Genomic DNA, 13,052 nt, shown 5'->3' with positions numbered 1-13,052 from the left:
TCGTATTCCTCTGGTAGATATGCGTTAGCTCTACTTGGCCAGCGCAGCGAGTTGCTGAGTCAAAAAATTGCTGGTGCTGTTCATCGAACTGAGCGTGACGTCGAGTGAGCTGTATTGCCTGCGCAAGCGCGCCTCGGTCAGGGTCAGCCGCGTATTGAGCGCATCGCGTTGCTTGGTGATATCGGCGATGCTCTTGTTCAAGCCGTCATTCTTGTTCTGGATCAGGCCCGCCGTTCCCAGGTAATTATCCGTGATAGTAGCAAACAAGGCGCTGATACCCTTGGAAATATTCACCGTACCGCGGTCGCCCAGCTGGCCACCTTTGATCAGTACGGCAATCCCGGCGCTGCCGGAACCGGCCGAACCGGTCAGGGTCTGGCCGCTGCCGACGGCCACTGCACCGTCGATGGTGCCGGCCACGTCCACGCCGGCGGTCATGGTCGGCGTGCCGAACAGGTCGTCGGCGCCATTGCCGGTGATTTCCAGCTTCGATGACGAGCCATACTTGTTCGAGACGATGCTGAACACACCATTTTGCTGCGTTACCTTGACGCCGGCCGTGGTGTCGGTCACGCCCGAGGCGCCGTTGATCAGCGACTGCACATGGCTGACCAGGCTGTCGGCCGTATAGTTGCCCGGCACCAGGGTGGCCTTGGTGCTGACGCCATTGATGCTCAGCGACAGGCTGTCGTTGACACCGGCGGTGATGGTCAGGTTGGCCGCCGTGCTGCCCACCAGGGTGCCTTGCGTGGCCAGCTTGGAAATCGAGATGCCCTTGGTGCCGACCGTCGAATTGCTGGTTGAACTGACGAAGCTGACCAGGCTGTCGGTGGTCGAACCCGAGGTCGCCAGCAGCTTGATGACGTCTCCCGAATTCTTGTCGATCGCCGTTTGCAGCTTGCCGGTATCGAGCTTGAGGGTGCCGTCCTTCTGAAAAGCGACGCCCAGCTGGCTCAGGCTGGTCACGGTGCTGTCGAGCCCAGGCACGCTGGTGCCGAACAGCTTGCGCAAGCTGGCCTGCAGGCTGTTGGTGGTCGAATCGCCGACCAGCGGGCCGCCCGTGCGCGCCGCACCCGGTTTCAAATCGGGCGTGACGGCCGTCAGGCCGGTGACGGTGGTATTGAGGTCATTGTAGGCCTTGACAAAATTGCTCAGCGCCGTCTTGATGCCGGAGGTGTCCATGCTGACGCCGACGTTGCTGGTGCCGATCTTGAGTACCGACATCGTCACGCCAGGTACTGCATTGTCAACGCTATTGGTCTGGCTGGTAATGGCCACGCCGTTGACGGTCAGCTTGGCATTTTGACCAGCATTGCTTTGGGTCATGTTCTGCGTGCCGTTGGGCGCATAGGACAGCAAGTTGCTCAGGTCCTGGTCGCCGGCGACGGACACGCGCATGCTCGACGTTTCGCCGCTCTTGTCGGAGGTCAGCACCAGGCGGTTCGGTTTGTCGCTACCGTCGGAAATAATGCTGGCGGTCACGCCGATGCCGGCCTTGTTGATGGCGTCGCGAATACCTTGCAGCGAGTTGTTGCTGCCGTCGATGGTGACGGTGCGCGCCACGCGCGTGGCGTCGAGGTCGAAGGTGGCGCCGGTATATTTGCCGTCGGTCAGGGTGCCGCCGGTGACGCTGCCGAAGTCGAATGTCAGCACGGTGCTGGCGCCCGAGCCGATCAGCGTCGAGGTGCTTTCCTGGCCGGCGGCGGATATGGTTTGCGCCTGCGCCAGCTGGGTCACATTGACGCTGTAGTTGCCCTTGACGGTGTCCTTGCCGGCGGTGGCGGTCAAGACCTTGTCATCTGAGGTGGTGGCGTTGGCCACCTTGTATTTGGAGGAATCGGCCAGGGCGGTGACGGTGGTCTGGAACGCGCCGACGGCCCCGCTCAGGGTGCCATAGGCGGAGATTTGCGAGGTAATCGCCTTCTCTTTGTTCTGCATGGCAACAAAGGGGCGGCTCTCTACTGCCATCAGCTGACTGACCAGGCCATTTACGTCGAGAACGCCACCAGTACTGACGGATGAGACAGCCACAATAACCTCCTATGAGAATGCATGAATATACTTGGTTAACGGCATAATCCATCGAGACTTTAGAGGGGTATTCGGCCAGCTGTTTGCCCTATGCCACGAAGGAAGTGGCACAGGGCCGTTTCACGCCGTTTGCTTGATCAGCAAACCTTGTGCTTTTTCCAACGCCTTGCCTATTTCCAGCGCTTCCTTGGTAGGCATCTGGCGGATGACTTCGCGGGTTTGCTGGTCGATCACCTTGACGATGGTGCGCTCGCTGTCGGTATCGACTGAAAACTCCAGCTGGCGCGACATGAACTGCATCGCCTTGTTGATGTCACTGACGGCCTGCTTGACCTCTTTCAGCTCGGCCTGCGCGTCTTCCTTGCTGGCTGCCTTGCCGGTGGGCTTGCTGTCCGTGGCTGCTGGCGCCGCAGGTTTGGCGGCCGTGGTGCTGCCTGGGGTGACTGCAGTGCGCTGCGGCTGCGGGGCCGTGAGGCCGTTTGTTGCCTGGATATCCATGATGGTGTCCTCTAACGGAAAATCCCCGGCGGATCAAGATGCAATATCTGGATCGGCCGGGGAGGGCTAAGCTACGGTACTACGGGGCGGAGATTAACCGCGCAGCAGCGACAGCACGCCGTTAGGCAGCGAGTTGGCCTGGGCCAACATTGCCGTACCAGCCTGTTGCAGGATCTGGCCGCGGGTCAGCTTGGCCGTTTCCGATGCGAAGTCGGTATCCTGAATGCGGCTACGCGATGCCGACAGGTTTTCCGAGGTCGATTCCAGGTTGCTCACCGCCGTTTCAAAGCGCGACTGCAAGGCACCGAAGGTTGCGCGCTGGCTGTTGACACTGGCCAGGGCGGAATCGAGAATCTTCAGCGCATCGTTCGAACCCGAGACAGTCGACACGTCGATGCTGGACACCGAATTGAGCGTCGCCGGACCAGCTGCCACGCCATTGCCGGCGGTAACCGTACCCAACGAGAAACCCTTGTCGGAGTTCATCGAAATATAGCCCATCGACACGGCCGAGCCGTTGGTGGCGGCAACGGTGGCAGCCGCTGTCCGGGCACCGTCGGCGCCGATCGAGGCAGCCGTGAAGGTCGAGGTCGCGCTCTTGTTGTCCAGCTTGATGTTGTTGCCAGCTACGTTGGTCAGCACCAGGCCGTCCTTGGCGTCGTTCATCTTGGCCGTCACGCCGGTGGTGGACGATACATCATTGAAGGCGCTTACTGCCGATGCCAGGCCCGACGCGTTGTTCGCGCCCACCGTGAAGGTCACGTTCGAGGCGGTGGCGCTGTCGGAGGTAACTGCCAGCGAATACACGCCATTGGCCGCAAACTTGACTTCTTCTTCGGTTTTGGCCGTTGCCGTCACGCCCGTATCGGAGGTCTTGCCGTTGATGGTGGCTGCCAGCGTTTGCGCGGTGTCGGCGGTAGTCGCGGTGATCGTTGCCGATTTCAGACCCTGGATGTCGAAGGTGCCGCCGGCGTAAGCGGTAGCCGTGCTGCCCGCCAAGGTGGCTGGGGGCGCAGCGGACGACTGGTTGTTGCCGTAGTTATTGGTACGGAAGTTGGCAGTCGTGGCCTGGATGGTCTGGCCAGCGTTGGCGCCGACCTGGAACGATGCCGAACCGAACGAGCCGTCGAGCAGTTTCATGCCGTTGAATTCTGACGTTTGCGAGATGCGGTCGGCTTCCGACAGCAGCTGGCCTACCTCGGCCTGGATCGCCTTGCGGTCGCCGGCCGAGTTGGTGGCGTTCGACGACTGTACTGACAGTTCGCGGACACGTTGCAGAATGTCGCCCGTCGATTTCAGCGAACCCTCGGCCGTTTGCAGCAGCGACACGCCATCGTTGGCGTTGCGCTTGGCTTGATCGAGACCGCGGATTTGCGAGGTGAAGCGCTCGGAAATCGCCAGACCAGCAGCATCGTCTTTTGCGCTATTGATGCGCATACCCGAAGACAGGCGTTGCAATGAGGTGGACAGGGCCGACTGCGATGTGCTCAGGTTGCGTTGCGCATTCAGTGACGCGGTATTGGTATTGATGACTGAGGCCATTTTGAAGCTCCTTGCTATATGTTTTGGCTATGTGCCTTGTACCTTGGTCTGCCCCTGCCTTCCGGGACACTCACACCGCAGTTATATTCATTAACGGAGTGGGCCATGGAAAGTTTAGGGAAATACAGCGAGTATATTTTTTGTTTTGCCCCTCAAGTTGCCCTGGGCGAGGACGCATAAACGGCACGCTTTGGTGAAACTTTAGGGTGGTAAATAATTAAATATAAGAAATAATGTTCAGTATCTTCAGATTGCCACAGGAGGCGCATGTGGGCCGCGGCAGCGCCACCGTACGCCCGTGCCGGGCGCAGCCCAAAAAAAACCCACCGTAAGGTGGGCATGATGTGCGACAGCCTGCAAGTTGCCGTTCAGTCGGCAACCACCACCCGATTCTTGCCCGTCTGCTTGGCCTGGTACATGGCACGGTCGGCGCGCTTGACCAGCTCGGCCTGGTCTTCGTTGGGCAGGCGCAGGGCCACGCCGGCGGAAAAGGTGATCAAGACCTTTTCGTTGTCGTGCAGGAAGAAATGCCGGGTCAGCTCGCGCTGCAAGCGCGTCATCGTCGATGCGGCCGCTTCTACCGTGGTTTCCGGCAGCAGGATGAGGAATTCCTCGCCGCCGAAGCGGGCGATGACGTCCATCGAGCGCAGGGTTTCCTTGACGATCTTCACCAGGTGTTTCAAGGCAGCATCGCCGGCCAGGTGGCCATAGGTGTCGTTCAGGCGCTTGAAATCGTCCAGGTCCAGCATGGCGATGCACAGCGGCGTGCCGCGGCGGTCGGAGCGGGCGGTCTCGCGCTCGAACACATCGTCCAGGCCACGGCGGTTCAGGCTGCCTGTCAGCTGGTCTTCCCGCACCAGTTCGCTCATATGCTGGAGCTTCGCTTCCAGGGTGTGGATGCGCTGTTCCGCATCCTGCACTTCCTGGCGCGCCAGCACCATCTTGTCGCGTGCGCGCAGGGCTTCGTTCTGCACCATGCGCGTTTCGCGCAAGACTTCGTCGAGAACACTGTTCAATTCGCTGATATTTTCCGCCTGGCTGATCTTTTCAGAATAGCCACCGATCTTTTCATGGAAGTCGCCCGTGCTGGCCGCCACTTGCCCCAGGCGGTCGATGAAGGTCATCATCATGTTCTTGACCGTCAGCTTGACGTCGGACAGGCTGTGCTTGAGCTGGCTTTGCTTGTAGATGACTTCCTTCAGGCTGCGCGTGGCGTCTTCCAGCGCGCGCTGGTCGAGCGGGCCGGCGATCAGGTTTTGCACGGCATCGACCTGGCCGCGCAGCCAGCTGTCGTCGTCGAGCAATTGGCTGACGTTGTCCAGCAGCAACTTGAAGAGGCGCAGCAGCAATTCCTGCTGCTCGGCCGTATCGCCGCTTTTCAGTTCGATCTGGTAGCACAGCTGCTTCAGGCGCAGCGCCGCTTCGTTCAGTGCCTCTTCCGTGTGCGCCAGTTTGATGGCAGCGCCCAGCGATTCGGCTTCTTCCACCAGCGCGGGCGTGCCCGTCAGCAAGGTGGCGACGGCAAAGCCCAGGGTGCGGCTGAGCAATTCGCGCAGGGTGCGCGTCTGTTCGCCGTCCGGCAGGGGCGGCAATTCGATGCCGCCGCCTTTCTTGACCTGTTTTTCCGCCAGCTGCGCCAGGGTGCGCGCATAGCTGTCCCAGTCGCGCGCCTTCAGTGCCCGCTGGAAACGGCGGCCAAAGTCGCCCAGTTCGCCCGCCGATTCGCTCATCTTGGCGGCAAACTGCGTCAGGACGTTTTCCGCGCCGCTCTCCGTGGGAGCGCTGGCGGCCAGCACGGCTGCCGGGGCGGCAGGCGTATCGGCCGGTTCGCTGATGCCGGCGATTTCATTGTAGATATCGCGGTAGGCGCTGGGCGTGGGGGCGATGCGGCGCGTGGCCAGGCGGCGAAACGCTTCGCGGGCGATATCGGCCGGATTCATCGCCGCAGCGGCGGCGGTATGCGTGGCGCCAGCGGGAGCGCTTGCTGGTGAAGATGGCAATTTACTGGACATGTAGACACAGCCTTTTCAGATATTTCTCATTATCCCCATGATAGGCGAGTTGGCAAAGAACTTATTGTGCGAGAAGCAAGGAGAAGTCCTGTCAATTCGCCCGATGCCAGCGCGCATGCCGCTTTGGCGTCAATCCACCAGCTGGTTGCGGATGGCGTAATGCGTCAGTTCAGCACTGTTCTTGAGTTTCATCTTGACCAGCAAGCGGGCGCGGTATTCGCTGACGGTTTTCACGGATAATTTGAGTTCTTCGGCAATGGCGCCCACCGCCTTGCCCGAGGCGATCATGACCAGGGTCTGGTATTCGCGGTCCGACAGGGTGTCGTGCAAGGCGGTCTCGTGGTCTTCGCCCACCGTGTTGGCCAGTTCCTGCGCCAGCGAGGCACTGATGTATTTCAAGCCTTGCGCCACCTGGCGGATGGCCGTGACCAGCTCGCGCGGCGCACTCTGTTTCGTCAGGTAACCGGCCGCGCCCGCCTTGAGCGAGCGAATCGCGTACTGGTCCTCGCGGTGCATGGAGAGCATCAGCACGGCCAGTTCCGGCTTTTCCTTCTTGATCTGCTTGAGCACCTCGATGCCGCTGCGGTCGGGCAGGGAGATGTCGAGCAGCAACACCTGGCATTTCGAGCCGCGGAACAGTTTGATGGCGTCGTGGCCATTTTCAGCCTCGCCGGCCACGATGATGTCCTTCGTGTCGGCGAGGATTTGCTTCAAGCCCTCGCGCACGATCGCATGATCGTCGGCGATGAATACCCGGATGGTGGCTTTTTCTTTCATGACTGCGTTGTTTCCTATTTGAATCCCTGCGCCCTGCGGCGACCCTGTGGCCTTATGGCGATCCGCTTTGCGCTGGTGCGCTGGCTGCAGCCGCTATTATCGCCTCTCGCGGCGTGGTCAGCCGGATTTTTATGCTCAGGAGAGTGCCGCCATCGGTCCCATTGACGAGGCTCAGGGTGCCGCCCAGCGCGCTGGCACGTTCGGCCATGCCGCGGATGCCGAACGACTGCGGCTTGGCGCGGTCGGACAGGCGCATGCCGACCCCATTGTCGGCGATCGACAGGCTCAGATGCTGGCGCTGCCGGGCCAGGCGCACGCTGACCTTGCTGGCCTGCGCATGCTTGGCGATATTCGTCAGCGCTTCCTGGGCGATGCGGAACAGGCTGGTCGCCTGGTCCAGTTCCAGTTCGATATGCTGGCGGTTGGAAATGAATTGGCATTCGATGCCGGCCTGGCGCGCGAATTCCTTTACCTGCCAGTCCAGCGCGGCAACCAGGCCCAGGTCCAGCATGGAGGGGCGCAAGTCCAGCGAAATGCGGTGCACGGCGTCGATGCTGCGGTCGACCAGGGCATCGACATAGTCGGCCTTTTCCTGCAGCAGCGGGTCGTCCGGCGGCAGGCGGCGCGCCAGCATGGCCAGCGCCATCTTGATCGCCGTCAAATTGCCGCCCAGGTCATCGTGCAGTTCGCGCGCCAGGCGCGTGCGTTCGTGTTCCTTGACCTTGTCGATATGCGCAGTCAGCTCGGCCAGGCGGGCGCGCGATTGGCGCACTTCGATCTGTTCCAGCCGGCTTTCCGTGATATTCGTCATGATGCCTTCCCACTGCACCGTGCCGTCGGCCAGCGCGCGCGGCGTGGAGCGCAAGTTGATCCATTTGACATCCTTCCAGGCATCGATCCAGATGCGGCCTTCCCAGTTCCAGCTCCACAAGGCGTTTTTTGAGGCCTGCATCGACTCCAGATACGAGGCGCGGTCGTCGGCCAGGATCAGCTGGTAGAACAGTTCCGGGCGCGCGTGCAGCTGTGCCGGCTCCAGGCCCAGCAAGGCCTGGCAGCCATCGCTCAGGTAGGGGAAGGCGGCGCGCCCATCCGCGTGCAGGCAGAACTGGTACACCAGGCCCGGCGTATTCGAGACGATGGCGTTGAAGCGCGACTGGACCTGCGCCAGGGCGGCTGCCGTCGCCTGTGGCGTGCGCAAGTCTTCGCCCTCGGCCAGCAGCAAGGCGCGGCCCTGGCGGCTGGCGCGCGACAGGTGCAGGCTGAGCGAATACAGGCTGCCATCGCGGCGGCGCTGCTGCACATGCAGCAAGGCTTGCGCGCCGATGCTGTCGTCCAGGGCGGCCAGCACGGCGGCCAGTTGCTGCGCGTCGAGCTGCGGCGCCAGGGTGAAGGGCGTCATCGCCAGCAATTGCTTGCGTGCATATTGCAAGTTGTCGCAGGCGGCATCGTTGGCGTCCAGCAATTGCAAGCTTGCCGCGTCGTACAGGTAGATTTCCGGCGCCGCCGCGCGCAGGGCGGGGGAGAGCCGGGGAGTATCGTGCATGGGATGGCCTTTCTTCATCAGCGGCGGGCGCGCCAAAAAGCGGCGAAGCGGCGCAGCACTCTGGCCGGGCGGGAATTATGACGGCCTGGCGTGCCCTTGCGCAAGCGCTGCCACCAGGCGCGGCGGGCACGGCCCAGCGCGGCCGACAGGCGGCTGACCCGGCGCCATGGGCGAGTGGCGCGCAGGCGGGCGATCCAGCGGTCCTTGGTTTCCATGAAGAGGCCATGCCAACGGGCAAACCAGGGCAAACTGAGCAGGGTAGGGCGCGTCAGCTTGTACAGGCGCGCGACGGCGGCCGCGCCGCCCAGCTTGGCGATGACGATCACGCCGATGCCGGAAAACGCATGGCCGCGCGCGATCGCCAGCAGGGCCAGCAGTTTGACGGGAAACAGCAGCACGGCCGGCAGCACGAAGATGGCCAGCGCCCAGTACGGCGGCAGGCGCTTGATCCACGTTTCGAGCGCATGCAGGGGCGGAAATTGCGCCACCACCTGCATGATGCGCGCGCCCGTCGCCCACAGCCATTCCTCGATCAGCAGGCAGATGGCGGCCAGGTAGACCAGCGGCGCGAACAGCCAGCGCCTGACTCTATAGAATTTTTTCATCCGTCTCCGTATGCGGCGCTGGTTTGCCGCGATTGCCACGATGATACGTCAAAAAAGCCCGGCTGCCCCCGCATCCGGTGTGCCTGTGGCTCCCTGGCGGGGCTACAATAGATGGATGAATAAAGCCTTTGTAAAAGAATCCGACAACGACGACGATGAAGAAGCGGCGGCGCTGGCGCTGGCCATTCCCGCCGGCGCCAAGAACTACATCACGCCGGCCGGTTACCAGCGCATCAAGGAAGAGCTGCTGCAGCTGATCGACGTTGACCGTCCGGAAGTGGTGCGCATCGTGCATTGGGCGGCGTCGAATGGCGACCGTTCGGAAAATGGCGACTATATCTATGGCAAGCGCCGGCTGCGCGAAATCGACCGCCGCATCCGCTCCCTGACCAAACGCATGGACCTGGCCGCCATCGTCGACCCCAGCGTGCATCATGGCAACGACCAGGTGTTTTTCGGCGCCACGGTAAGGTATCGCACCAGCGACGGCGAGACGCACACCATCACCATCGTCGGCATCGATGAATTCGACCCCCTGAACGGCAAGATCAGCTGGGTCTCGCCGATGGCCCGCACCATCACCAAGGCGCGCGAGGGGGACCTCATCACCCTCAACACGCCGCAGGGCGAACAGGAGCTGGAGTTGCTGGAAGTGACGTATCCGGCGCCCGGAGAGACTTGAGCTGATGTTCGGCGCATGAAAAAACGGCTGGGCAGAGAATCTGGCCAGCCGTTTTTCTAATTGCGCTCCCGGAGTATCCGGTTGACACCCGCTACCCTGCGCACGTTGCGCAGCAGGGCGGCCAGGTGGACGCGGTCCTTGACTTGCACGGTGAAGCGCAACTGGTCGAGCACGTTGTCCTTGTCTTCGTCCATGCCCACATAGATGATGTTGGCGTCGGATTCGCCGATTTCTGCGGCCACGCGGGCCAGGATGCCCCGTTCGCTGTTGATCAGCACCTTGATGCGGCAGTCGAAGCGGCGGTTCAGTTCTGTTCCCCAGCGCACGGCGATCCAGCGGTCCGGTTCCTTGGCGCGCTGGCGCTTGGCCTGCGAGCAGTCGCTCGTGTGCACGAGCAGCCCCTGGTCGCGCCGCAGCTGGCCGATGATCTGGTCGCCGGGAATTGGCAAACAGCACGGTGCCAGCTGCACCGAGACGCCTTCGGTGCCGCAGATGGTAACGGGGTCGAGTTCGCTGCCGCTATTGTGTTCCACCGGCATGCTGGCCGCTTCGCCGCCGATCAAGCCAAAAATGTGGCGCGCCACCAGGGTGGCCATGCGCTTGCCGATGCCGATGTCCGCATACAGCTCGTCCATGGAATTGGCGCTCGATTCGTTGAGCAGGCGTTCGACCAGCGGCGCCGGCAGGTCGGCGTCGATGTTCAGGGCGTGCAGCGCCTGCGACAGCAGTTGCTGGCCCAGGGCGATCGATTCGGGCAGGTTGATCGTGCGCAAATGGTGGCGGATGGCCGAACGGGCCTTGCCGGTGCGTACGAACGACAGCCAGGTGGGGCTGGGGCGCGACGAGGAATCGGTAATGATCTCGACGATGTCGCCATTGTGCAGCTCGGTGCGCAGCGGCGAGGTTTCGTTGTTGATCTTCACGGCCACGGTCTGGTCGCCGATGCCCGTATGGATCGAATAGGCGAAGTCGATGGCCGTGGCGCCGCGCGGCAGGGCGATGATCTTCGACTTCGGCGTAAACACGTAGACGGAATCGGGGAACAGGTCGACCTTGACGTGTTCGAGGAATTCGGCCGAGTCGCCCGTCTGCTGCTGGATGTCGAGCAGCGATTGCAGCCACGCATGGGTGCGCTGCTGCAAGTCGGATGGGTTCGATTCGCCGCTCTTGTAGAGCCAGTGCGCCGCCACGCCAGACTCGGCCGTGCGGTGCATTTCCTGCGTGCGGATCTGGAATTCGACGGGTGTGCCGTACGGGCCGATGACGGTCGTGTGCAGCGACTGGTAGCCGTTCAGCTTGCGAATCGCGATGTAATCCTTGAACTTGCCCGGCATGGGCTTGTACAGGCTGTGCAGGGTGCCCAGGGTCACGTAGCAGTCGGCAAAGCTGCCCACCACCACGCGGAAGCCGTACACGTCCAGCACTTGCGAAAACGATAAATGCTTGCTGCGCATCTTTTTATAGATGTCGTACAGGGTCTTTTCGCGGCCCGTGACGTCGGCTTCGAGTTCGGCCATGGACAAGGTGCTTTTCACCGCTTCCATGATCTTGTTGACCACTTCGCGCCGGTTGCCGCGCGCCGCCTTGACGGCTTTCGCCAGGGTGCGGTAGCGCATCGGGTACAGGTGCGAGAACGACAAGTCCTGCAGCTCGTGGTAAATATTGTTCAGGCCGAGGCGGTGCGCGATCGGCACGTACACTTCCATGGTCTCGCTGGCGATGCGGCGTTTTTTTGCCGCCGTCATGAAGTCCAGCGTGCGCATATTGTGCAGGCGGTCGGCCAGCTTGATCAGGATCACGCGCACGTCGGACGCCATGGCCAGCAGCATCTTGCGGAAGTTTTCCGCCTGCGCTTCGATCTGGCTCTGGAATTCGATCTTTTCCAGCTTCGACAGGCCATCGACCAGATGCGCCACGGGTGCGCCGAAGCGCTCGATCAATTCATCTTTCTTGACGTCCTGGTCTTCCATGACGTCGTGCAGCAGGGCGGCCATGATGGCTTGCGCGTCGAGTTTCCAGTCGGCGCAGATTTCGGCGACGGCGATCGGATGCGAGATATAGGGCTCGCCCGAGCGGCGCATCTGGCCCAGGTGCATTTCGTCGGAGAAGCGGTAGGCTTCCTTGACTTTTTTCAGGTCGGCGGGGGACAGGTATTCGGCCAGCTTGTCGGCCAGGTGGCTGACGGAGGCCACGCCCAAGGCGGGCGCTGGCGGTGTCGCGGAGGCGGTCCCGGCGGACGTGCCAGCACCGGACGCGGAAGCGCCCTGTGATTTTGCCGCCTGGCGCGGGGCCAGGGGCGGCAGTGCTGCAGAAGTCGTGTCGGCTGGAGTCAGACTCATAAAACGTCGCGTTGCTTTACAGTGTGAATAAACGATACGGTAGAACCAGGGGTCAGCACTGTTCCGGCACGCGGTTTCCCAATTACATCGGGACCTTTTTCAGCATTTCGATGCCGACTTTGCCGGCAGCGATTTCACGCAGTGCGACTACGGTAGGCTTGTCCTTGGCTTCCACCTTGGGGGTGTGGCCTTGCAACAACTGACGTGCGCGGTACGTTGCAGCCAGGGTCAGCTGGAAACGGTTAGGGATCTGCTTCAGGCAATCTTCGATTGTGATACGGGCCATAGTAACTCCTAAATTTTATGCGTGGTGCGTGGCGCTGTGTGACCTGGCGTGCAGACGAATTACTCTGCGTGCAGGCCCAGCTGGGCGAATAGCGATGCGTTGCGGGCCGCTTGTTGCGCAAACCGGCAACGGGCCGCTCTCACGATCGCGCTCAGTTCGGACAAAGCGACCGTAAACTCTTCATTGATAATAACATACTCGAACTCGGGAGCGTGTGCGATTTCGCCGCCGGCCGCCAGCAGGCGGCGCGTGATCACGTGCTGCTCGTCCTGGCCGCGCTTGTTCAGGCGCTCTTCGAGCGCATCGATCGATGGCGGCAGGATGAAAATACCGGCCGCGCGGGGGAATTGCTTGCGCACCTGGCGCGCGCCTTGCCAGTCGATTTCCAGCAGGATGTCGGTGCCGGCCAGCATTTGCTGTTCCACCATGATGCGCGAGGTGCCATAGTAATTGCCATGTACTTCCGCCCATTCCAGGAACTCGCCCTGGTCGGCGCGCGCGACAAAGTCTTCCGCCGTCGTGAAGTAGTATTCGCGGCCGTGCTGCTCGCCCGGACGGGGCGCGCGCGTGGTGGTCGAAATCGACAATTTGATGCCGGGCTCTTGCGCCAGCAATGCATTGACCAGTGTCGATTTGCCGGCGCCCGATGGCGCGGCGACCACGAACAGGCTGCCGGAGAAGGCGGTAGGGTGGCTCATGCGGATCTTTCAATAATCGTGTTGTTGGCGCCGATGCTC

Annotated in this window: 11 protein-coding genes; 1 reads left to right on the top strand and 10 read right to left on the bottom strand. The window is 62.0% G+C overall.

Going from position 1 to position 13,052, the window contains the following annotated elements:
* Positions 1-30: 30 nt before the first annotated feature.
* The 7 genes from fliD to FJQ89_RS12470 form a co-directional block, all read right to left on the bottom strand.
* Positions 31-2,031: a flagellar filament capping protein FliD gene (gene fliD, locus FJQ89_RS12500; protein ID WP_141170413.1), complete on the bottom strand. Its 2,001-nt coding sequence runs from the start codon at positions 2,029-2,031 to the stop codon at positions 31-33.
* Positions 2,032-2,151: 120 nt separating this feature from the next.
* Positions 2,152-2,529 carry a flagellar protein FlaG gene (locus tag FJQ89_RS12495; protein ID WP_141170412.1) on the bottom strand — a complete coding sequence of 126 codons (378 nt, stop codon included), beginning with the start codon at positions 2,527-2,529 and terminating at the stop codon, positions 2,152-2,154.
* A gap of 93 nt (positions 2,530-2,622) precedes the next feature.
* Positions 2,623-4,071, bottom strand: a complete 1,449-nt coding sequence (locus tag FJQ89_RS12490) for a flagellin (protein WP_141170411.1) — start codon at positions 4,069-4,071, stop codon at positions 2,623-2,625.
* 368 nt (positions 4,072-4,439) lie between these two features.
* A complete protein-coding gene (locus tag FJQ89_RS12485) occupies positions 4,440-6,011 on the bottom strand; it encodes a GGDEF domain-containing protein (protein ID WP_141172771.1) in 1,572 nt (523 codons plus the stop codon).
* A 201-nt stretch (positions 6,012-6,212) separates the two neighbouring features.
* On the bottom strand, positions 6,213-6,860 hold the full coding sequence (locus FJQ89_RS12480; protein ID WP_034753998.1) for a response regulator: 648 nt from the start codon (positions 6,858-6,860) through the stop codon (positions 6,213-6,215).
* A 52-nt stretch (positions 6,861-6,912) separates the two neighbouring features.
* Entirely contained in the window at positions 6,913-8,403 is a 1,491-nt protein-coding gene (locus FJQ89_RS12475) for a sensor histidine kinase (protein ID WP_243136535.1), read from the bottom strand.
* 17 nt (positions 8,404-8,420) lie between these two features.
* Positions 8,421-9,008: a hypothetical protein gene (locus tag FJQ89_RS12470; protein ID WP_141170410.1), complete on the bottom strand. Its 588-nt coding sequence runs from the start codon at positions 9,006-9,008 to the stop codon at positions 8,421-8,423.
* 115 nt (positions 9,009-9,123) lie between these two features.
* On the opposite strand from FJQ89_RS12470, the gene greB reads away from it, so the two are divergent.
* Entirely contained in the window at positions 9,124-9,690 is a 567-nt protein-coding gene (gene greB / locus FJQ89_RS12465) for a transcription elongation factor GreB (protein ID WP_141170409.1), read from the top strand.
* A gap of 56 nt (positions 9,691-9,746) precedes the next feature.
* Here the strand turns inward: greB and FJQ89_RS12460 are convergent, their stop codons facing one another.
* From FJQ89_RS12460 to gmk, 3 genes are all read right to left on the bottom strand, one after another.
* Positions 9,747-12,029, bottom strand: a complete 2,283-nt coding sequence (locus tag FJQ89_RS12460; protein WP_141170408.1) for a RelA/SpoT family protein — start codon at positions 12,027-12,029, stop codon at positions 9,747-9,749.
* Between the two features lie 82 nt (positions 12,030-12,111).
* Positions 12,112-12,315: a DNA-directed RNA polymerase subunit omega gene (rpoZ, locus tag FJQ89_RS12455; RefSeq protein WP_010400723.1), complete on the bottom strand. Its 204-nt coding sequence runs from the start codon at positions 12,313-12,315 to the stop codon at positions 12,112-12,114.
* A 59-nt stretch (positions 12,316-12,374) separates the two neighbouring features.
* Positions 12,375-13,013: a guanylate kinase gene (gene gmk, locus FJQ89_RS12450; protein WP_099762610.1), complete on the bottom strand. Its 639-nt coding sequence runs from the start codon at positions 13,011-13,013 to the stop codon at positions 12,375-12,377.
* Positions 13,014-13,052: the final 39 nt, after the last annotated feature.

The organism is Janthinobacterium tructae, from assembly GCF_006517255.1.
Classification (GTDB): domain Bacteria; phylum Pseudomonadota; class Gammaproteobacteria; order Burkholderiales; family Burkholderiaceae_D; genus Janthinobacterium; species Janthinobacterium tructae.
Note: the sequence above shows the minus strand (reverse complement) of the source record. Positions and strands in the feature narration are given on the sequence as shown.

Excerpts from the sequence above, each read along its gene's own strand:
- FJQ89_RS12495 (WP_141170412.1), bottom strand. The coding sequence starts at position 2,529 with ATGGATATCCAGGCAACAAACGGCCTCACGGCCCCGCAGCCGCAGCGC.
- FJQ89_RS12490 (WP_141170411.1), bottom strand. The coding sequence starts at position 4,071 with ATGGCCTCAGTCATCAATACCAATACCGCGTCACTGAATGCGCAACGC.
- FJQ89_RS12485 (WP_141172771.1), bottom strand. The coding sequence starts at position 6,011 with ATGAATCCGGCCGATATCGCCCGCGAAGCGTTTCGCCGCCTGGCCACG.
- FJQ89_RS12480 (WP_034753998.1), bottom strand. The coding sequence starts at position 6,860 with ATGAAAGAAAAAGCCACCATCCGGGTATTCATCGCCGACGATCATGCG.
- FJQ89_RS12475 (WP_243136535.1), bottom strand. The coding sequence starts at position 8,403 with ATGCACGATACTCCCCGGCTCTCCCCCGCCCTGCGCGCGGCGGCGCCG.
- FJQ89_RS12470 (WP_141170410.1), bottom strand. The coding sequence starts at position 9,008 with ATGAAAAAATTCTATAGAGTCAGGCGCTGGCTGTTCGCGCCGCTGGTC.
- greB (WP_141170409.1), top strand. The coding sequence starts at position 9,124 with ATGAATAAAGCCTTTGTAAAAGAATCCGACAACGACGACGATGAAGAA.
- FJQ89_RS12460 (WP_141170408.1), bottom strand. The coding sequence starts at position 12,029 with ATGAGTCTGACTCCAGCCGACACGACTTCTGCAGCACTGCCGCCCCTG.
- rpoZ (WP_010400723.1), bottom strand. The coding sequence starts at position 12,315 with ATGGCCCGTATCACAATCGAAGATTGCCTGAAGCAGATCCCTAACCGT.
- gmk (WP_099762610.1), bottom strand. The coding sequence starts at position 13,013 with ATGAGCCACCCTACCGCCTTCTCCGGCAGCCTGTTCGTGGTCGCCGCG.